The following is a 19,587-nucleotide window of genomic DNA, read 5'->3' on the forward strand; positions in this document are numbered from 1 at the left end:
AAACAAAATATAAACTTAATATCCGATACTAAAATCTAAATACTATTATTATGCACAGATTCGAAGAGTTGAAAATATGGCAAAAAGCAATGGACATTACAGAAAAATGTTACAGAGCTTCAGAAAATTTCCCTAAAGAGGAAAAATATGGTTTGACATCACAACTTAGAAGAAGTGCTGTTTCTATTCCTTCGAACATATCTGAAGGAGCAGGAAGAAATACAAATGGAGAATTCAAACAATTTTTAGGAATTGCAAATGGTTCTTCTTATGAATTATTAACTCAATTATATTTATCAAAAAGATTAAATCTAATTAATGAAGAAAATGTAAGACCTATAATTAATGAAATTATTGAAGTAACCAAAATGAACTATTCGCTTCAAAAATCACTTACAAAGTCTTAATTCTTTATACTAAAATCTTAATACAACTATGAGCAAAACAGCATATATAGTAAAAGCATACAGAACTGCAGTTGGCAAAGCTCCAAAAGGTGTTTTCCGCTTTAAACGTGCAGACGAGTTGGGTGCAGAAACCATTCAACATATGATGAAAGAATTACCAAATTTAGACGTAAAACGTATAGATGATGTAATTGTAGGAAATGCAATGCCAGAAGGTTCTCAAGGATTAAATATGGCTCGCTTTATTTCTTTAATAGGATTAAATTCTGTGGATGTTCCTGGGGTTACTGTCAATCGTTTTTGTTCTTCAGGATTGGAAACTATTGCAATGGCAGCAGCTAAAATTCAAGCAGGAATGGCAGATTGTATTATTGCAGGTGGAGCAGAAAGTATGAGTTCTGTTCCGATGACAGGTTTTAAACCAGAATTAAATTACGATACCATAAAATCTGGTCACGCAGATTATTATTGGGGAATGGGAAATACAGCAGAAGCTGTAGCAAATCAGTTTAAAGTTTCGAGAGAAGATCAAGATGAATTTGCATACAATTCTCACGTTAAAGCTTTAAGAGCACAGGCCGAAAATCGTTTTCAAGACCAAATAGCTCCGATTGAAGTTGAACAAACGTATTTGGATGCAAACGGAAAAAAGCAAACTAAAAAATATACAGTTACTAAAGATGAAGGACCAAGAGCAGGAACCTCAACAGCTGTTTTAAATAAATTAAGAGCTGTTTTTGCAGCTAATGGAAGTGTAACAGCAGGAAACTCATCGCAAATGAGTGATGGTGCTGCTTTTGTTATGGTAATGAGCGAGGAAATGGTTAAGGAACTAAACCTAGAACCTATAGCAAGAGTCGTAAATTATGCTGCTGCTGGTGTAGAACCAAGAATTATGGGAATTGGACCTGTAGCTGCAATACCAAAAGCTTTAAAACAAGCAGGTTTACAACAAAATGATATTGAATTAATTGAATTAAATGAAGCTTTTGCATCACAATCTTTAGCAGTGATGCGTGAATTAAACTTAAATCAAGAAATTGTAAATGTAAATGGTGGAGCGATTGCTTTAGGGCATCCATTAGGTTGTACAGGAGCTAAACTATCTGTGCAACTATTTGATGAAATGCGCAAAAGAAACATGAAAAACAAATTCGGAATGGTAACAATGTGTGTAGGAACTGGACAAGGTGCTGCTGGTATATTTGAATTTCTTTCTTAAAAAAGAAAAGAGAAAATAGAGAAAAGAAAATAGACGAATGTGCGCTAAACAAAGACATAATTATAAAAACCTGAAAATCTGGATTCTCGGATTAGAGATAACAAATGACATTTCAGATATTTTAGTAAACTTTCCAAAGCACGAAAGATTTGATTTAAGTTCACAAATGAGTAGATGTTCTGTTTCTATGCCAAGTAACATTGCAGAAGGATCCTCAAGAACAGATAAGTCTTTTAGTCATTTTCTTGATATTTCTTTGGGTTCTTCATTCGAATTAGGAACTCAATTACTAGTAGCAAAATATAGAAATTATATTAATAACGAAACTTTAAATAAAATTGAAGAAAAAATAGAAGAATTCCAAAGGATGACAATGGGATTTCAAAATAGCCTTAAATAAGGTCTATTTTCTATATTCTTTCTTCTATAATCTTATAAAAACAAACAAAAAATGGCAGAATTATTAAGAGGTGGTCAATTTCTTGTAAAAGAAACAAACTGTGAAGACGTTTTTACTCCTGAAGATTTTACTGAGGAGCAACAAATGATGAAAGAAGCTGTGATGGAATTTAATGATAGAGAAATCATTCCACATAAAGCTCGTTTTGAAGCAAAAGATTATGCATTAACTGAAGAAGTAATGCGTAAAGCTGGAGAATTAGGCTTCTTAGGAGTTGCTGTTCCTGAAGCGTATGGTGGTTTAGGAATGGGATTTGTTTCTACTTTATTAACTTGTGACTACATTTCAAGTGGAACTGGTTCTTTTAGTACTGCTTTTGGTGCACATACAGGAATTGGAACCATGCCAATTACTTTATATGGAACTGAAGAACAAAAGCAAAAATACGTACCTAAATTAGCTACTGGAGAGTGGTTTGGGGCTTATTGTTTAACAGAACCAGGCGCTGGATCTGATGCAAATTCTGGTAAAACTACTGCAGAATTATCTGCAGATGGAAAATCATACAAAATTAACGGACAAAAAATGTGGATTTCTAATGCAGGTTTTTGTCGATTAATGATTGTTTTTGCACGTATTGAAAACGATAAAAATATTACAGGATTTATTGTAGAATATGATGAAAAAAATCCAAATGGAATTACATTAGGAGAAGAAGAACATAAATTAGGAATTAGAGCATCATCAACAAGACAAGTATTTTTTAACGACACAGTTGTTCCTGTAGAAAACATGTTAGCTGGACGTGGAGAAGGATTTAAAATTGCAATGAATGCTTTAAATGTTGGTCGTATAAAATTGGCTGGTGCTTGTTTAGACTCTCAACGTAGAATTATTTCTTATGCTGTAGATTATGCTAATGAGCGTAAACAATTTAAAACTCCAATTTCAGATTTTGGTGCTATTAAAGTAAAATTAGCAGAAATGGCAACCAACACCTATGTTGGTGAATCTGCAACTTACAGAGCTGCTAAAGATATTGAAGATAGAATTGCATTAAGAGTAGAAGCAGGAAACACTCACCAAGAAGCAGAATTAAAAGGTGTAGAAGAATATGCTATAGAATGCTCAATCTTAAAAGTTGCTGTTTCTGAAGATGTACAAAATTGTGCAGATGAAGGAATTCAAATTTTTGGTGGAATGGGATTCTCTGAAGAAACACCTATGGAATCTGCTTGGAGAGATGCAAGAATTGCTCGTATTTACGAAGGAACCAACGAAATTAACAGGATGCTTTCTGTTGGAATGTTGATTAAAAAAGCAATGAAAGGTCATGTAGATTTATTAGGCCCAGCAACAGAAGTTGCCAATAGTTTAATGGGAATACCTTCTTTTGAAACTCCAGATTTTTCTGAATTATTTTCTGAAGAAAAAGTAATAATTTCTAAATTAAAAAAGACTTTTTTAATGGTTGCTGGTGCAGCATTGCAAAAATATGGCCCAGAAATTGAAAAGCATCAACAGTTATTAATTGCGGCTTCAGATATTTTAATTGAGATTTATATGGCAGAATCTGCAATTTTAAGAACCGAGAAAAATGCAAAACGTTTTGGTGAAGATTCTCAATCTGCACAAATTGCAATGTCTAAATTATATTTATATCATGCAGTAGATATTATTGAAGAAAAAGGAAAAGAAAGCATTATTTCTTTTGCAGAAGGTGATGAACAACGTATGATGTTAATGGGGTTAAAGCGTTTTACAAAGTACGCAAACTATCCAGACATTGTAGATTTACGAAACGAAATCGCAGAAAAAGTAAAAGCAGAAAATAAATACTGCTTCTAAAAATCTCTTGATGTCAAATTGAGTTTGTTGAAAGCCAATAATTTCTTCAGACTCAACTGACAATCAAAAAAATATAAAAATTTAATTTAAAACATCAAGTTTTAGGTTATAGTTAGTTGTTTGTTTAAAAACCATCATTTATTTGATGGTTTTTTTTGTATTAAATTGATGTTAACAACCTCATATCAAATTAAATTAGTCCTTTTTATCGTAAATTAGTATTTTCTAAAATATTAAGATGAAACGAATGATGAATATTTACACACCAATTATTTGCAGCTTTTTATTGCTATTTTGTGCAAAACCTGCATCAGAAAAAGAAAAAATTACAGCAAAAATAACCACTATAAAAACTGTTAAAAAACACCCGAAATTTAATGCCTATTGGTATGCAGGAAAAGCAGAGATAACCTCGTACAAATTATCACAAGTTAGGTATGGAGAAATTCACGAAGGAACTGCAGTAAACATTTTTGTAACTGAAGATTTCTTGCCTAAAAAACAAGTAAAAGCAGATACTCAAAATAAGAAAAACATTCCTGTTTTAAAATTGAATAGCACCAAAAAATTTACCACAGGAATTTACCCATACTCTATAATGACAAGTACCTTTTCTCCTGTTGATGATAACAAAAAAGCGATTAAAATTTCTTTTTCAGCACAAGAATGGTGTGGAAACACCTTTGTTCAACTAAATAATAAAGCTAATTTTCAAATTGATTTTCATTCCTATTTTGAGAGTAATGCTGATAGACAAAAAACCCTTAAAAAAGATGTTTTAGAAAATGAACTTTGGAATAAAATTAGAATAAATCCTTATGGAGTTCCAAAAGGTAGGTATAAAGTAATCCCCTCTTTTGAGTTTTTAGCATTGAATCATCAAAAAATTAAAGCCTATGATGCAGAAATCAATTTGATAGAAAAAGAAGGTTTTATTTATTTTTCTGTTTTCTATCCAGGGTTAAAAAGAAAACTAACAATAAAATTAACCAAAGAATTTCCTTATACTATTGAAGGTTGGGAAGAAATCATCAGTTCTCTTGGAAAAACATTAACTACAAAAGCTACAAAAATAAAAACCATTAAATCTGCTTATTGGAGTAAAAATGGAGTGAACAATATTGAAGAAAGAAAAGAATTGGGTTTAGAGTAAAATCTATAATTTTAACTTAAAAGCACATTTAAAATGAAAAAATATATATGCTATTTTCTAACTATTACTATACTTGCTTTTGGTTGTCAATCAAAAAAAACAATACAAATTGATGAAAATACATTATTAGAAAATATAAAAATTCTTTCTCACGATTCTTTAGAAGGAAGAGGTTTTTCGAAAAAAGGAAATTACAAAGCCCAAAAATTTATTGCAAATCAGTTTGAGAAAATTGGCTTAGAAAAAATAAATGGAGATAAATTTATTCAAGAATTTCCGTATACTTTTTCTGGAAAAAGAAGACAACGAATGTTTCCTGTTAAAAATGCTGCTGAAGATTTTTCTAATGTAAAAGACACCACTGTTATTGGTGGAAATGTAATTGGAAAAATATCAGGAAAAACAAATAAAACTATTGTAATTACAGGACATTTAGATCATCTAGGCATCAGAAATGGACAAATTTATAATGGTGCAGATGATGATGCTTCTGGAACTGCTGCGCTTTTTGCAATTGCAGAATATTTTTTAAAAAACAAACCAAAACACACCTTAGTTTTTGCTGCTGTAGATGCAGAAGAAATAGGTTCTTTAGGTGCTGATTATTTCTTGAAAAATTACTCCTCTAAAGAAAACATTGTCTTAAATATAAATATGGATATGATTGCTCATAACGATTCCTTACAATTGTACGCTTGTGGATTGTATCATTATCCACAGTTAAAAAAACCTATAGAAAATATAGAATCTCCTATCAATTTATTATTTGGGCATGACAATCCTAATGACAAAACCAAAGACGATTGGACGTTTTCTTCTGACCACAGAATCTTTCATAAAGAGAAAATTCCGTTTATATATTTTGGTGTAGAAGATCATAAAGATTATCATAAAGCAACAGATACTTTTGAGAACATCAATAAACAATTCTATATAGATGCTGTAAAACTCATAATAAATGCCATTAAAAATTATGATGAATTTTTAGAGTAAATACAATTATAATCCATTTAATATCAATACTTTTGCACGCAATTTGAAAACAGTGTAAATGAAACGTATTAAACAATATAAAAAGCTTTTTAACGTAGAAGGTGCTATAGATTTAAAAGATCTTAAAAAAACTTACAGGAGTTTGGTTAAAGAGTGGCACCCAGATAAATTTACTGACGAAGTAAAAAAAGAAGAAGCAGATGTTATGAGTACTCAAATTATTGATGGATATCATTTTTTGGTAAGCATTGCTCCAGAAACCAAAGAAGCTAATTTAGAAGCTTATAAAAAAACAATTACAGAGTTTCAAGTTGTAGATTGGCATCATAAAAGCATGTTGCTAGAAGTTACTTTTACAGACGGAAATAAATATGAATATTTTGGTGTAAACAAAATTCTTTTTGGGAAATTTGTAAACGCAAAATCGATGAATAATTTTGGAAAAAGAAATATCTTTAACAAATTTACTTACAGAAAATCGATGAAAGCATCAGTTATGGCTTAGTTGATAAACTAATTATTAATATTCATGTTTTCTCAGGAAAAATAAAAAAAGAGATTACACATCCTGTAATCTCTTTTCTATTTTCTTTCTTCTATTTTCTAAAAACTATTTCGCTCTAATAATTACATCACCATTAAAATTTTTAAAGAGTATTTCTGCTCCACCTCCATTAATAGATCCAGTAATCCATTTTTCAACTTTTACGCTGTATGCATTTCCTTTTCTATCATTGCCTTTGGTAATTTTTGCTTGAGATGGTTTTGCTTTTAAATCGAAATCTGTATAAATTTCTCCTCTATCAGATTTTACTTTTATATTTGCTTTTAACGTTTTAGGAAACGTAATATCAATATCTCCATTCATACTACTAAAAGCCATTGCTACATTGGGTGTTACCTTTATAAAATTAACAATAATATCTCTATTTAAAGCGTCTGCACTTACAGAACCACTAATATCTTTTAAGGTTATTTTTCCATTAATATTGCTAATATCCATAGTTCCGTTTACATTTTCTACATAAATTTCACCTCTATTTATGGTAGATATTTTTAACGAAAAGTTCTTAGGAACCTGAATTTCAAAATCTGTTGTTCCATGAACAGAACCTTTAACATGTACTATATTCTCATATTCTTCTGCACTAAACTCCAAAGAATTATTAGAAATTCTTTTTAAACCATTTATTTCATTTTTACTGGTTTTTCTTCCACTATAATACTTTTTATCTTCTCTTTTTGTTCCTGTAATAATTACCTCTTTTCCATTGGTTCCTTTAACAGAAATAGAACCGTTGATAATTCCCATTTTTAAAGAACCAGGTTTGGATGGGCTGCTTAACGGAATTGTAATTGTTTCTTGTGCAAATAAATTAGCAGTAAGTAGAAATACAAAACTTACTATGATTGATTTTATATATTTAGTTTTCATTTTATGATGTTTTTGTTGTCTATAATTATTTTTCTTTTCTATTTTTTTACAATTGCATCTCCATTTAATTGATTAAAATGCAAGTGTACTTTTCCATTTCCTATTTTAAAATGTCTGTTAGAATCTACTTTAAATTTTGTTTTTTTATCTCTGTACTCTTTAGTAGACTTTAATTTTGGTATGGTTTTAGTCACCTCAAAATTGGTGTAAAAACTTCCATTCATTGTTTTATAACTAATGCTTGCATCTAAATTATCTTTAAATTTTATATTGATATCTCCGTTTAAAGAATTGTAAAAACTCTCTTCTTTTGGATTTTCACTATACACAATATTAATGTCTTTATTCAGTGCATTTACATCTGTTGTTCCAGATACATTTTTCATATCAATAGCACCATTTATATTACGAACAATTAATAATTTTCCGTGTACATTTTCTACAGTAATATTACCATTATTTACTGCTTTTATATCTACACTTGCATTTTTTGGTACTTTAATTTTAAAATCCAATCTATATTTGTACATACGTTTACTTCTGTGCTTATAATTTCTTCGGTAATTGTAACTAAATTCTCTATGATCAAACTGACCTGTTTTTAGATCGAAAGTTGAATATGGAGAATCTAAATACACATAAACAGCATCGTCTTTTTTAGCAGATTTAATTCCGATTTCTTCTTTGCCAGTTTGTAAATCTTTTTCAGTATCTGCTGATATTGTTTTTGTAACCTCAACTTGAATAGTTTTTCCATTATAACCTTCTACATCTATAGAACCATAAACATTGTCTACTACTAAAATGTTATCTGGAGAATTTCTATTAAATTGATATTCTCTGCTTATTTTTTCTGTTGTTTTTAGTTTTTTATCTTTTTGATTTCTTTGCGCAGATATTGTAATGGCACAAGCAAAAAGTACAATTATTGTAAGTGATTTTAAAAATTTCATAATTCTGGGTTTTGATGAATGACTATTGTTTCTCTCTGTAAAAAGCGACCTAGGATTTGCCAGTTACATCAAATTTTATTTGTTGTCAATTCGAGTGAATTTCACGATTGAAATGAGTGAAATTTGTATCGAGAATAATTTTCTTGATAAAGAGCTCTCAAACTGACATATTATTTATATAATACTCTGTATACTTTCTTTCATTTTTTCTTTGGCAGTTGTATTTACGTCTTTCTCTTTGATGAGTTTTTCAAACGATTTTACAGCTTTTTTTTCTTGCAAAACCACCATTAAATCTGCCAATTCCATCTGTACCATTGGTGATGTTTGATGAGTAATTGACTTTACCAACCCTTCTCTAACTAAAGGAATGTGCGTATATTTTTTTAAAGCTTCTATTGCAGATAAACGAACGTTTACATTATCATCATTATTTAAAGTAGAAAACAGTGCTTTTAATATGGTTTCTGTAACATCATTTAATTTATTCACTTCATTTACAGCTTGTAATCTTTTATTTGCTGATGGTTGATCTAATAAAGTTAACACCAATTGAGAACGAACATTTTCGGTTTCCTTTTGTGCCACTTCAATTGTTTCTGCATTTACTGCTTTGTTAGAGTTAAATCCATTTCCTATAAAAAACCCAACAGTTAATATTGCCAAAGTATATGCTAATTGCTTTGGAAAGCTTCCAATAAAAAAGTTTTCTATCTTTTGGATGAAAGAAATTTTATTAACTCTCTTTTCTTCTGCATTTAACATCGAATAAAACTTTACATCCATTGCTGTTGTTGGTTCTGGAATTTCTTCTGAAGCATTCCAAAAAGTTTTTATTGCCTCAAATTCTTTTTGATGTTCTGGATTTTCTAGTAAAAACTGCTCAAATTCTTGTTGTTTTTCATCAGATAAATTTCCTGATAAATAATCAATCATTATTTCTTTAAATTCTACTGTTTTCATATTATTGTTTTTCTAAGGTTAGAAAAATAGTTTTTAATTCGTTAATGGCTCTGTGTACTTTTGTCCTTGCATTTCCTTCTGTACACCCTATAATTTCGCCTACTTCTTTGTATTTTAATTCTTTAAATTTGCTCAACACCAATAATTCTTTCTTTTCTGGCGATAATAAATGCAATGCCTTTTTTAAGGTTGATGTGTTTTCTAAAACTTCAATTTCTATATCAATAGAATCATTTTCAGATATTGCATAACTCACTTCATCTATATCTTGATGTTGGTTTTTTTTCTGTTTTTTAAATTCGTCATACATTTCATTTCTAGCAATTTGAAAAATCCACGTAATAAATTTACTTTCTTGATGAAACGTGTGTTTGTATTTTAATACTCTTATAAATACATTTTGCACTAAATCTTCACTTAAACTTGCATCTTTATTCATTTTATAAAAGAAGCCAAACAATCTTTTTTTGTAACGCTCATATAATAAGCCTAAATTATGATTTTGACCTTCTTTTACTTTTAGCATCAATGCATTATCTGATAATGTATTCAACTTATTTGGGTTTGGTTGGTTTTCTGAACAGATATACTGTTCATTTTTTAAAACGTTACAAATTAATCAATTTTATTTTCAGAAAAATGTAAAACAAAAAAGAGATTGTATTTCTACAACCTCTTTTTTTATACTTAAGTAACTGTGTTACTTATTCTAAAGCACCTAGATAACGTTCTGCATCTAAAGCTGCCATACATCCTGTACCTGCTGCTGTAACTGCTTGTCTGTATTCTTTATCTTGAATATCTCCAGCTGCAAAAACTCCTGGTAAATTTGTTTTGGTGGTTTTTCCTTTGGTAATTAAATAGCCTGTTTCATCCATATCTAAAACCCCTTTAAACAAGTCTGAATTTGGTTTGTGACCAATTGCAATAAAAACTCCTGTTACAGGAATTTCAAAAGTTTCTTTTGTTTGATTGTTGATGGCTCTTACACCTTCAACAACATTAGCTCCTAAAACCTCATCTATTTCTGTATTGTATAAAACTTCTATGTTTTCAGTTTTATTAACTCTATGTTGCATCGCTTTAGAAGCCCTCATAAAATCTTTACGCACTAACATAGTTACTTTATTACAAATATTTGATAAATAAGTAGCTTCTTCTGCTGCAGTATCTCCTGCTCCAACCACAACTACATCTTGACCTTTGTAGAAAAACCCATCGCAAGTTGCGCAAGCAGAAACTCCACCACCAATTAAACGTTGCTCGCTTTCTATTCCTAAATACTTTGCAGTAGCTCCAGTACAAATAATAATGGTTTCTGCTTCTATATGTTTAGATTCATCAACAATAATTTTATGAATTCCGCCAACTTCTTCATTTAAATCAACAGAAGTAACCAAACCAAAACGCACTTCAGTTCCAAAACGTTCTGCTTGATGTTTCAAATCTTCCATCATTGCAGTTCCATCAGTTCCATCTTTATAACCCGGAAAATTATCAACCTCTGTAGTAGTTGTTAATTGCCCACCCATTTGCATTCCTGTATACATTATCGGTTTCATATCTGCTCTTGCTGCATAAATAGCGGCTGTGTAACCTGCAGGACCAGAACCAATAATTAAACATTTTATTTTTTCTGTAGTATCTGACATAATCTTTATTTCTATAATTATAGAGAACAAAAATATTGTTTTTTACTCCTTATAAAAACGATTGTTTATAAGTTTTTATAATGAAAAAATAAAGGAAAAGAATGGTGCTTTTGTAAGTAAATGAATTATTGAGGAAGTAAATGAATTATTGAGGAAGTAAACGAACAATTCCTAAATTTTCTACACCAACGTAGATATAACCATCTAAACCTTGCTCTACAGACCTTACTCTACCTACATTTTTTAGCATTTTCACTTCTTTAAAAACCTTATTATCTTTTAAAATACATCTGCTTAAATATTGGAACTTTAAAGACCCTACTAACAAATTTCCTTTCCATTTTCCATACTTATTACTGTTTATAAACGCCATTCCACTTGGAGCTATGGAGGGTGTCCAATAATGAATAGGAGATTCCATAGTTGGTAAATAAGTTTTATCGGTAAATTTTGTGCCATTATAATTGATACCATAACTCACTTTTGGCCAACCATAGTTTTTTCCTTTTAAAATGATATTGATTTCATCTCCTCCTTTTGGACCATGCTCATGAGCCCAAATTTGATTGGTAAAAGGATTGATTTCCATACCTTGTGGATTTCTATGACCATAACTATAAATGGCTTTTTTAGCATTTTTAGTATTTACAAATGGATTGTCTTTAGGTATTGATCCATCATCATTTAATCGATAAATTTTACCACAATCTTTGGTAATATCTTGTGGATTTTTGTCCCTATTCCCTCTATCACCAATACTAAAATATACATGATTCTCTTTGTCAAAAGCTATTCTAGAACCAAAATGTTGTCCTCTTTTAGAATTCGGACTCGCTTTATACAAAACTTCTTGATTAATTAATTGCCTACCTTTTAATTTAGCTCTCATTAAGGCTGTATTTCCTCCATTTCCTTTACCTTCTGATGAAACGTACGTAAAATAAATCCAGCCATTTTTTTTGTAGTTAGGATGCAACTCAATATCCATAAATCCACCTTGACCACGAACATAAACATCTGGAACGCCACTTACTTCTGTTTTAACTCCATTTTTAAAATGGATTAATTTTCCTTCTTTCTCCGTAATTAATATTGAATTATCAGGCAGAAAAGTAAATCCCCAAGGATTGGTTAAATCTGGCACAACAATCTCATATTCTTTACTTTGAGAAAAACCTGATAAAACCAAACTAAAAAACAGTATTAAAAAAGAAAGATGTTGCTTCATAATCGAATAAATTTAATTATTAAAATTAATACAATATATAAATATTATTCTATCTTTGCAGTCCTTAAATGAGCAATCATTTTCGGGGTGTAGCGTAGCCCGGTCATCGCGCCTCGTTTGGGACGAGGAGGTCGCAGGTTCGAATCCTGCCACCCCGACTAAAATGAATACCAACAGAAACTAAAACCTTGTAAATCGTACGATTTACAAGGTTTTGTGGTTTTTAGGTCATCATAAGAATTGAATTAATATAGTTTAGTTTGGTTCACAATTCGGTTCACAGTTTCAAAATAAAGAAAGTGTGAACCAAATTAAACCTTAATAAACTGTAATTGAAATAGTTGATTTGACTTTCGTCTAGAAGAATATTTAATTAAAAGACGACAACTATGCAATCACAAATTAACTTTACCTTATCTTTTTGGGTAAACGCAACACGTATTAAAAACAATGAAGTTTCTGTGTATGGCAGGATAACTGTAAATGGTAAAAGAGCTAATATAAGCTTACAACGAAAAGTTATCTTATCTGAATGGGATTCTAAAAGAGGAAGAGCAAAAGGTAACAAACAAGAGTCACGTTTACTTAACAGGTATTTAGACCAAGTAAAAAATAGAATTTATATAGCTTATGATGAGCTTATTAAAGAAAAAGCATTTATCTGTTCTCAATCTATTAAGTCCCGTTTTTTAGGTGAAGATAATGAAGAGTATTCACTACTAACTTTAATCGATTATCATAATACTCAAATGAGCGAATCATTATCTTATGGTACTTTAAAGAATTATTTCACAACTCAAAAATATATCAAGATATTTCTAAATAAAAAGAAAATTCAAGATATATATTTATCACAATTAACTTTTCGGTTTTTAGTTGATTTTGAAAAATTCCTACGTTGTTATACCCCAGAAGACCATCAAAAGAAAATGGAGAATAACACAGTGATGAAGCATATTCAAAGACTTCGCAAAATGGTTACCTTGGCTTATAAAATGGAATGGATTGATAAAGACCCTTTTATAAAGTTTAAACCTTCATATATCAAAAATGAACGTGAATTTTTAAGAAAAGATGAATTGCAAGATATCATAGAAAAAGAATTTAAAATAGAGAGATTAATACTGGTCAAAGATTTGTTTATTTTTAGTTGTTATACTGGCTTATCATATATTGATGTTATGCACTTAAATGAAGATAATATTGCTTTAGGAATAGATGGTGGTAGATGGCTTATTACGAATAGACAAAAAACACATAATAAAGTTAAAATACCACTACTACCAATAGCTGAAGCGCTAATAAAGAAATATACCAATCATATTAAAACAAAGAAAACGAAAACCTTATTTCCTAACATTTCTAATCAAAAATTGAACTCATACTTAAAAGAAATCGCAGATTTATGTGCTATCAAAAAGAATCTAACATTCCATATAGCTAGACATACTTTTGCAACAACAATAACCTTAAGTAATGGAGTACCAATAGAAACGGTTTCAAAATTATTAGGTCATACTAAAATTGCTACAACTCAAATCTATGCAAAAGTTATAGAAAGAAAAGTAAGTGATGATATGTCAATATTAAGAAGAAAGTTATCAAAAAATATTTTAAAAACTAATATCAGTTAGGGTTATTAAAACTTCACACGTTATTAAAATAGTTGTATCTCATTGGCGGATTACAACAAAATGAAATGGTGGTTAATTTTTAAGCACCATTTCTATTTATTAATTGAAAGATGTATATTTCTACCAAATAATAAAAATAAAATACCGTCAACTTTATCTCCAATTACTTTTCTTAAAATACTAAAGGCTTTTGTAATATGAGCTTCAACAGATTTTATAGAAACGTTTAAATATTCTGCAATTTCTATATTGGTAAGCCCTTCTTGTTTACTTAATAAAAACGTTTGTTTACATTTTGGAGGTAAATTTTCAATCTCATTCTTTACAAGCCTCATAAGTCTGTCAATTGATTTCTCGTCCTCCTCTTCCACAATATAGGTCAAAGCATCTATATATTTCTTTTCGAGAGTTAAAACAGTTTTCTTTTTCCTGTACTGATCAATAAATTCATTGTAGACAGATCGATATAGATAACTTCTAACAACAAATTCTTTTTTAAGTTTATTTCTATTTTTCCAAATACTCATAAAAACATTCTGAACAATATCTTCAGCCAAATCAGAATCATTGGCCAAGCTAAAAGCATAAGTACATAACTTTTGATGATAAGAAGTTACTAGAAATTTATAACCACTAGAATCCCCTCTTTTTAAGGAACTTATCAATTCTACATCATTTAAAAAAATTGATTTCATTTTAGAATATCATAAAATTTGAGGTTATTTAATACGAATGTAGAAAAAAAGTTGCTATAAAAGTTAGGGTTAGACAAATTTATAACGTTTTGTTAGTATATAGCTAACATTAATGGTTTCCAAAAAAATACAAAATATACTAGTAAAGTATTTAAACAATCAAGCTTCTATTATAGAAATAGAAGAAATAGATGACTGGTTAAACAATGAGACGAATAAGAAAATCTTTATAGAATATGTTAAGGTTAATTATTTAATTGACTTAAACTTAAAAAAGTTTAATACATCTAGCTCTCAGAAAAAAATATTAGAATTTATTTCTCAACAAAAAAGAGTTAAAAGAATTAGAAGCATTAGAGTTTTCTCAAAATATGCTGCAGCTATTTTAGTTTTTTTAGGCATATTTTATTTTGTTAAAAACGATATAATTACGAAACCTACTATTGAAAAAACACCAACAGAAAGTATAACTTTAAAAATGAGTGATGGAACTGTGAAAGTGATTGATGAGAAAGGGAATTTTAAAATAAAAGATAAAGATGGTAATGAGTTAGGTACTCAAAATGGAAATGCAATTGTTTACAGTAATAAGAGTAAATTAGAAAAATTAGTTTACAACACATTAACGGTTCCTAATGGTAAACGATTTGCTTTAAAGCTGTCCGATGGTACCAAAGTAAATTTAAATGCAGGTACATCTTTAAGATATCCTGTTAAGTTTATAGAGGGGCAAAACAGACAAGTATATGTTGAAAACGGAGAAGCTTATTTTAATGTTACCAAAGATACAAAGCACCCATTTATAGTAACAAATAACAAAGTAAACGTTAGAGTTTTAGGTACTCAATTTAACATAAGCTCGTATCCAGAAGATTCCAGTGTTTCTACTGTATTAGTTGAAGGTAGTATAAGCTTATATAATGTTGGTGATGCTTATGATACTAAAAAAGCTACACTATTAAAACCTGGATATCTTGCAGACTGGAACAAAACTAATAAATTTATCAAAATAGAAAAGGCAGATATAGAAGTTCATACAGCTTGGATTAACGGTAGAATTATTCTGAAGCATATGAAGTTTAATGATATTATTAAAAAATTAGAGCGTCATTACAATGTCAAGATATTTAATAATAATAAATCTTTAGGAGAGGACTTTATTACTGCAACATTTGACATTGAAACAATAGAGCAAGTCTTTGAGGTAATCAGTGAAATACATCCTATCAAATTCAAAATAAATAATAATCAAATAACAATTAACTAAAAACATTCCAAAATAGCTTAGCCAATGAAATAAACATTTCTATTAATCTAAAATAAAGTCATCATTATTTAAAATAAAAATCGAAAGATGCTGTAACATCTTCCGATTATAAAATGTGACTAAAATTAATTAATCACTTAATACACAACAAAAATATGAAAAAAGTAATTAGGCTAAGAACAAAATGTTCTTTACCAATAAAACTCAATTTAAAAATGAGGATTACTACGTTATTATTATTATTATCTCTTTTCCAACTTCAGGCAAATGAGTCTTATGCACAAAAAACAAAAGTTACATTAAATTATAATAATGTTACCCTCGAAACTGTGTTCAATAAAATTGAATCCATTACAGATTTTAAGTTTATTTACAAAGACAAAGAGATAGATTACAATCAAAAAGTAACTATAAAAGCAAAAAAGGAACAACTTTCCAAGGTTTTAAAAAAATTACTTACCAATTCAAAAATATCTTATTTGGTAAATGGTAAACAAATTATCTTAAAACCTCTTAAAATTACTGCTAATACCAAACAAGTAATTAAAAAAGTAGAACTTCAAAAAAAAGCTATTACTGGAAGTGTAGTTGACAAAGAAGGAAATCTATTGCCAGGAGCTAGTATTATAGAAAAAGGAACAACAAATGGAACTGAAACAGATTTTGATGGTAATTTTAAAATTTCTGTAAAAGATGAAAATGCAATTCTAATAATACAATACTTAGGATATACTTCACAAGAAATTGCTATCAAAGGCAAAACTAATATTAAAATTATATTAATTGAAGAGGCTGGTGTTTTAGACGAAATTGTAGTTGTAGGATATGGATCAGTAAAAAAAGAAAATTTAACAGGAGCAGTTGAATCTATAGGTTCTAAACAAATAGAAAATAATATTGGCCCGAATACCAGTCAAATATTACAAGGTGTTGCTCCAAACTTAAACATTACTTTAGATAATGGAGGTATAAATGAAGAAGCTAATATAGATATTAGGGGTATTGGTTCTATAAATGGAGGTAACCCTTTAATACTTATTGACGGTGTTCAAGGAAATTTAAACCGTATAAACCCTAGAGATATAAAATCTATATCTGTATTAAAAGATGCAGCTTCCGCATCTATTTACGGAGCTAGAGCAGCATTTGGAGTAATTTTAGTAACTACTAAAAATGCTCGTTCTGGTGATATAAAAATTAATTATAATACTAATTATGGCTGGAGTTCACCAACTATTAGAACAGACAACTTTATTACTGATGGATTAGACTGGGCAAGATTAAGTGATAAATTAAGCTTGCTAGAAAACACCAGTACTTACTTAGGATATACAGATGAAGATTATGCTTATTTAGAAGCAAGAAGAAAGGACCCGTCTCTACCATCTGTATTAATTAAAACAGTTAATGGAGCCGAACGTTATGTACATTATGGAAACACCGATTGGTGGAATACACTTTTCAGTAATCAACAATTATCGACTGAACATAATTTAAGTTTGTCTGGAGGTACTGATAAAATGAATTTTTATTTATCTGGAAGGTTTTATAAAAGAGATGGAATTTATAAAATTAATAAAGACAAACTTAAAACCTATACTCTACGAGCTAAAATACAGGCTAAACCTTATGAATGGTTAGATGTAACTAATTCAATTAATGTTTATAAGAAAAAATATTCTGAACCAGCAACTAATACACGTAGAGTTAACGGATCAAATAATAGTGAAGATTGGCGTAAATATACCTTTCATGCTTCACCATTATATTTACCAAGAAATCCAGACGGTTCACTAATTATAAAAGGTGCTTATACAAATAATAGAGATATAGCTGATGGTACTTTTGCTGATATCTTAAATGGAAAAAGTAGAGCTGTAGAGGATGATTTTGAAGTATTTAATACCACTTCTATTTCCATGAAAATAATAGATGGTTTAGAAGTAAAAGGAGATTATAGTTTTAGGAAAAGACAACAAAGTGAATGGGTACGAATCATATCTTCTCCTTTTACAAACCAACCTAATGGAGAAGGTGTTTCATTTTTTAAAGAAAATAAACAACTTTATAAAGAATTAGAAAGAAATTCATTATACCAATCTATAAATGCATATGTAGATTACTCATTTAACCCTATAGAAAACCATACATTTTCTGCTTTGGTAGGCTATAATCAAGAATGGAATAGTTTTAAAAGAAATATAGCAAGTAGAAACGGAAACCTTTCTCAAAATTTAAACTCATTTAATCTAGCAACTGGAGAAAACATATTCTTAACCTCTTTAGAAGAAGAATGGGCTATTAGAGCCGGTTTTTTTAGAGTAAAATACAACCTTTTAGACAAGTACTTAATAGAATTTAATGGAAGATTTGACTTATCTTCAAGATTTCCAGTTGATAATAGATTGGGGCTATTCCCATCAACATCTATTGCATGGAAAATAAGTGAAGAAAATTTTTGGAGTAAATTAAAACCGTATGTTGGAACCTTAAAACTAAGAGGATCTTTTGGTTCTTTAGGTAATCAAAATATTGGAGCTTATGATTATATCTCTACATTAGATATTAGACAAAGCAAATATATAGTTGGTGGTAATAGAATTAATTATTTTTCTTCACCAGAACCTGTATCTTCAAATTTTACTTGGGAAACTTCAGAAACACTTGATTTTGGTTTTGATTTATCAGCATTTAAGAATCGTTTTACAACAAGTTTTGACTGGTATAGACGTGATGTTAAAGACATGCTTACTCAAGGCAAACAATTACCATCCGTTTTTGGAGCTAATGAACCTGAAGAAAATGCAGCTGACTTGCGTACTAAAGGTTTTGAAATCTCTCTAAAATGGAAAGATCAGTTTGAATTAGGAAACAAACCTTTTAGATACAATTTAGGCTTTACTTTAGGAGATAGTAAAACACATATAACAAAGTTTGACAACCCTAATGGAGATATAGAACAATTTTATGTAGGACAAGAAGTTGGAGAAATTTGGGGTTATACTGTTGAAGGTTTTTTTCAAACAGATAATGAATATTTAAATCATGCAGATCAAACATTAGTGAATGAGCGAATTCAAAATAATTATCTAATCAATCATCCAGTAGCGGGAGATATTAAATTTGCAGATTTAGATGGTGATGGTAAGATTACCCCTGGTAATAGAACTTTAAAAAATCATGGAGACTTAAAACGAATTGGTAATACAAACCCAAGATACAATTATGGAATAAACCTTGGTGCAGATTATAGAGGTTTTGATTTGAATATCTTTGCTCAAGGTGTTATGCAACGAGATTGGGATCCAGGTAAAGACAATGGTTTTTTCTTTGGACCTTTTGCTAGACAATACCAAACTTTCTACCCTAAAAGTATAGAAAGTAACTCTTGGACTCCAGAAAACCCTAATGCTTATTTTCCAAGACTCGCTGTTTATGCAGATAGAGGTGGTAAGTACAATGGAGCTCAATTAGGAGTAAATTCTGATAAATATCTTCAAAATGCTGCTTATTTAAGAATTAAAAATATAACTCTTGGTTATACATTGCCTGAAAAACTATCAAATAAATTACATATTAGTAGTTTACGATTGTATGCAACTGGTACTAACCTTTTTACTTTCTCTCCTTTATATAAAAATAATCCTGATCGTACAGTAGACCCAGAGCAATTGGGCAATGGTAATGCTTATCCTTTTACCAAGACTTACGTATTTGGATTAGACATAAAACTCTAA

General features: G+C 29.5%; 17 protein-coding genes and 1 tRNA gene. 11 read left to right on the forward strand and 7 right to left on the reverse strand.

Annotated elements, in window-relative coordinates:
* Nucleotides 1–50 precede the first annotated feature (50 nt).
* The 7 genes from ACY2RW_RS11855 to ACY2RW_RS11885 all read left to right on the forward strand — a co-directional run bounded on the left by ACY2RW_RS11855 (nt 51) and on the right by ACY2RW_RS11885 (nt 6,528).
* A complete protein-coding gene (locus ACY2RW_RS11855) occupies nt 51–407 on the forward strand; it encodes a four helix bundle protein (RefSeq protein ID WP_138536772.1) in 357 nt (118 codons plus the stop codon).
* A gap of 28 nt (nt 408–435) precedes the next feature.
* Nucleotides 436–1,629 carry an acetyl-CoA C-acyltransferase gene (locus tag ACY2RW_RS11860; protein ID WP_490122941.1) on the forward strand — a complete coding sequence of 398 codons (1,194 nt, stop codon included), beginning with the start codon at nt 436–438 and terminating at the stop codon, nt 1,627–1,629.
* 37 nt (nt 1,630–1,666) lie between these two features.
* Nucleotides 1,667–2,029: a four helix bundle protein gene (locus ACY2RW_RS11865; protein ID WP_490122942.1), complete on the forward strand. Its 363-nt coding sequence runs from the start codon at nt 1,667–1,669 to the stop codon at nt 2,027–2,029.
* 51 nt (nt 2,030–2,080) lie between these two features.
* Nucleotides 2,081–3,877 (forward strand): acyl-CoA dehydrogenase FadE, encoded by a 1,797-nt coding sequence (locus ACY2RW_RS11870; RefSeq protein ID WP_490122943.1) that lies wholly within the window; start codon nt 2,081–2,083, stop codon nt 3,875–3,877.
* 247 nt (nt 3,878–4,124) lie between these two features.
* Nucleotides 4,125–5,030 carry a septum formation inhibitor Maf gene (locus tag ACY2RW_RS11875; RefSeq protein ID WP_490122944.1) on the forward strand — a complete coding sequence of 302 codons (906 nt, stop codon included), beginning with the start codon at nt 4,125–4,127 and terminating at the stop codon, nt 5,028–5,030.
* 33 nt (nt 5,031–5,063) lie between these two features.
* Nucleotides 5,064–6,023, forward strand: coding sequence for a M20/M25/M40 family metallo-hydrolase (locus ACY2RW_RS11880; RefSeq protein WP_490122945.1), 960 nt, complete (start codon nt 5,064–5,066; stop codon nt 6,021–6,023).
* 58 nt (nt 6,024–6,081) lie between these two features.
* On the forward strand, nt 6,082–6,528 hold the full coding sequence (locus ACY2RW_RS11885) for a KTSC domain-containing protein (protein ID WP_490122946.1): 447 nt from the start codon (nt 6,082–6,084) through the stop codon (nt 6,526–6,528).
* Nucleotides 6,529–6,633: 105 nt separating this feature from the next.
* Here the strand turns inward: ACY2RW_RS11885 and ACY2RW_RS11890 are convergent, their stop codons facing one another.
* From ACY2RW_RS11890 to ACY2RW_RS11915, 6 genes are all read right to left on the reverse strand, one after another.
* Nucleotides 6,634–7,458, reverse strand: coding sequence for a DUF4097 family beta strand repeat-containing protein (locus ACY2RW_RS11890; protein WP_490122947.1), 825 nt, complete (start codon nt 7,456–7,458; stop codon nt 6,634–6,636).
* Between the two features lie 38 nt (nt 7,459–7,496).
* Nucleotides 7,497–8,411: a DUF4097 family beta strand repeat-containing protein gene (locus tag ACY2RW_RS11895; RefSeq protein ID WP_490122948.1), complete on the reverse strand. Its 915-nt coding sequence runs from the start codon at nt 8,409–8,411 to the stop codon at nt 7,497–7,499.
* 174 nt (nt 8,412–8,585) lie between these two features.
* On the reverse strand, nt 8,586–9,374 hold the full coding sequence (locus ACY2RW_RS11900; RefSeq protein ID WP_490122949.1) for a hypothetical protein: 789 nt from the start codon (nt 9,372–9,374) through the stop codon (nt 8,586–8,588).
* A 1-nt stretch (nt 9,375) separates the two neighbouring features.
* Nucleotides 9,376–9,927, reverse strand: coding sequence for an RNA polymerase sigma factor (locus tag ACY2RW_RS11905; RefSeq protein ID WP_490122950.1), 552 nt, complete (start codon nt 9,925–9,927; stop codon nt 9,376–9,378).
* A 151-nt stretch (nt 9,928–10,078) separates the two neighbouring features.
* Nucleotides 10,079–11,026: a thioredoxin-disulfide reductase gene (trxB, locus tag ACY2RW_RS11910; RefSeq protein WP_490122951.1), complete on the reverse strand. Its 948-nt coding sequence runs from the start codon at nt 11,024–11,026 to the stop codon at nt 10,079–10,081.
* A gap of 145 nt (nt 11,027–11,171) precedes the next feature.
* The gene (locus ACY2RW_RS11915; protein ID WP_490122952.1) at nt 11,172–12,254 is read right to left on the reverse strand and encodes a PQQ-dependent sugar dehydrogenase; all 1,083 of its coding nucleotides are present in this window, start codon (nt 12,252–12,254) and stop codon (nt 11,172–11,174) included.
* 83 nt (nt 12,255–12,337) lie between these two features.
* Between ACY2RW_RS11915 and ACY2RW_RS11920 the strand changes: the two genes are divergently transcribed.
* A tRNA-Pro gene (locus ACY2RW_RS11920) sits at nt 12,338–12,412 on the forward strand.
* 231 nt (nt 12,413–12,643) lie between these two features.
* On the forward strand, nt 12,644–13,888 hold the full coding sequence (locus ACY2RW_RS11925; RefSeq protein ID WP_490122953.1) for a site-specific integrase: 1,245 nt from the start codon (nt 12,644–12,646) through the stop codon (nt 13,886–13,888).
* A 92-nt stretch (nt 13,889–13,980) separates the two neighbouring features.
* On the opposite strand, the gene ACY2RW_RS11930 is transcribed toward ACY2RW_RS11925, so the two are convergent.
* Nucleotides 13,981–14,583 (reverse strand): RNA polymerase sigma factor, encoded by a 603-nt coding sequence (locus ACY2RW_RS11930; protein WP_490122954.1) that lies wholly within the window; start codon nt 14,581–14,583, stop codon nt 13,981–13,983.
* Between the two features lie 112 nt (nt 14,584–14,695).
* Between ACY2RW_RS11930 and ACY2RW_RS11935 the strand changes: the two genes are divergently transcribed.
* On the forward strand, nt 14,696–15,850 hold the full coding sequence (locus tag ACY2RW_RS11935; RefSeq protein WP_490122955.1) for a FecR family protein: 1,155 nt from the start codon (nt 14,696–14,698) through the stop codon (nt 15,848–15,850).
* Between the two features lie 155 nt (nt 15,851–16,005).
* Nucleotides 16,006–19,587, forward strand: a complete 3,582-nt coding sequence (locus ACY2RW_RS11940; RefSeq protein WP_490122956.1) for a SusC/RagA family TonB-linked outer membrane protein — start codon at nt 16,006–16,008, stop codon at nt 19,585–19,587.

This window comes from Polaribacter sp. 2305UL8-11, from assembly GCF_058147165.1.

Bases quoted from the DNA above. Each gene is read 5' to 3' on its own strand.
- ACY2RW_RS11855 (WP_138536772.1), top strand. From the start codon at position 51: ATGCACAGATTCGAAGAGTTGAAAATATGGCAAAAAGCAATGGACATT.
- ACY2RW_RS11860 (WP_490122941.1), top strand. From the start codon at position 436: ATGAGCAAAACAGCATATATAGTAAAAGCATACAGAACTGCAGTTGGC.
- ACY2RW_RS11865 (WP_490122942.1), top strand. From the start codon at position 1,667: ATGTGCGCTAAACAAAGACATAATTATAAAAACCTGAAAATCTGGATT.
- ACY2RW_RS11870 (WP_490122943.1), top strand. From the start codon at position 2,081: ATGGCAGAATTATTAAGAGGTGGTCAATTTCTTGTAAAAGAAACAAAC.
- ACY2RW_RS11875 (WP_490122944.1), top strand. From the start codon at position 4,125: ATGATGAATATTTACACACCAATTATTTGCAGCTTTTTATTGCTATTT.
- ACY2RW_RS11880 (WP_490122945.1), top strand. From the start codon at position 5,064: ATGAAAAAATATATATGCTATTTTCTAACTATTACTATACTTGCTTTT.
- ACY2RW_RS11885 (WP_490122946.1), top strand. From the start codon at position 6,082: ATGAAACGTATTAAACAATATAAAAAGCTTTTTAACGTAGAAGGTGCT.
- ACY2RW_RS11890 (WP_490122947.1), bottom strand. From the start codon at position 7,458: ATGAAAACTAAATATATAAAATCAATCATAGTAAGTTTTGTATTTCTA.
- ACY2RW_RS11895 (WP_490122948.1), bottom strand. From the start codon at position 8,411: ATGAAATTTTTAAAATCACTTACAATAATTGTACTTTTTGCTTGTGCC.
- ACY2RW_RS11900 (WP_490122949.1), bottom strand. From the start codon at position 9,374: ATGAAAACAGTAGAATTTAAAGAAATAATGATTGATTATTTATCAGGA.
- trxB (WP_490122951.1), bottom strand. From the start codon at position 11,026: ATGTCAGATACTACAGAAAAAATAAAATGTTTAATTATTGGTTCTGGT.
- ACY2RW_RS11915 (WP_490122952.1), bottom strand. From the start codon at position 12,254: ATGAAGCAACATCTTTCTTTTTTAATACTGTTTTTTAGTTTGGTTTTA.
- ACY2RW_RS11925 (WP_490122953.1), top strand. From the start codon at position 12,644: ATGCAATCACAAATTAACTTTACCTTATCTTTTTGGGTAAACGCAACA.
- ACY2RW_RS11930 (WP_490122954.1), bottom strand. From the start codon at position 14,583: ATGAAATCAATTTTTTTAAATGATGTAGAATTGATAAGTTCCTTAAAA.
- ACY2RW_RS11935 (WP_490122955.1), top strand. From the start codon at position 14,696: ATGGTTTCCAAAAAAATACAAAATATACTAGTAAAGTATTTAAACAAT.
- ACY2RW_RS11940 (WP_490122956.1), top strand. From the start codon at position 16,006: ATGAAAAAAGTAATTAGGCTAAGAACAAAATGTTCTTTACCAATAAAA.